The sequence below is a fragment of the Corallococcus praedator genome (assembly GCF_003612125.1).
Classification (GTDB): domain Bacteria; phylum Myxococcota; class Myxococcia; order Myxococcales; family Myxococcaceae; genus Corallococcus; species Corallococcus praedator.
In genome coordinates this window covers 1-441 of sequence record NZ_RAWI01001056.1, presented here as the reverse complement: position 1 = coordinate 441, position 441 = coordinate 1, and the positions used below count along the sequence as shown (strand labels likewise).

At 44.0% G+C, this 441-nt stretch carries 1 protein-coding gene; it reads right to left on the bottom strand.

The features are described 5' to 3' along the window. Positions 1–419 (bottom strand): GTPase (locus D7Y13_RS50150; RefSeq protein WP_208734642.1); only part of this gene is annotated, 419 nt, incomplete at its 3' end. Between the last annotated feature and the right edge of the window lie 22 nt (positions 420–441).

The following is a 441-nucleotide window of genomic DNA, read 5'->3' as shown; positions in this document are numbered from 1 at the left end:
GACATTGGCTCTAAATTTTCACAGCCCGTAGCAACGAGAATTGCAGGAATCTTAGCCTGTGTGATTGTCTTCACAAAAAACTCATAGTTGCTTTCCTCAGCTTGAGTAATCCGAGGAATGCGGAATACTTGAATCAGCAAGTTGTACCCTTCCTCGGAATCCCTGAGAAGCTTGATGAGTGCTTTCACCGCATCTCTAGATGAGACACTTCCACGTGCAGACTCATTAAGACCAACAGTGTCAGTTATGATGAGCGACTTACCCTCAGAAATTTCGAGTTCCTTGTAAGTGTAGGATTTGAACGTAACACCTTGAGCAGCATCGCTTACTCTCTGGTTTCCGCCTGTTAGTTCATTGCACAAACTTGTCTTACCAGTTCCAGTGGTTCCAAAAACGAGTACACGAATAGGTTGCGACATCCCTTACTCCTGATTTTAAGAT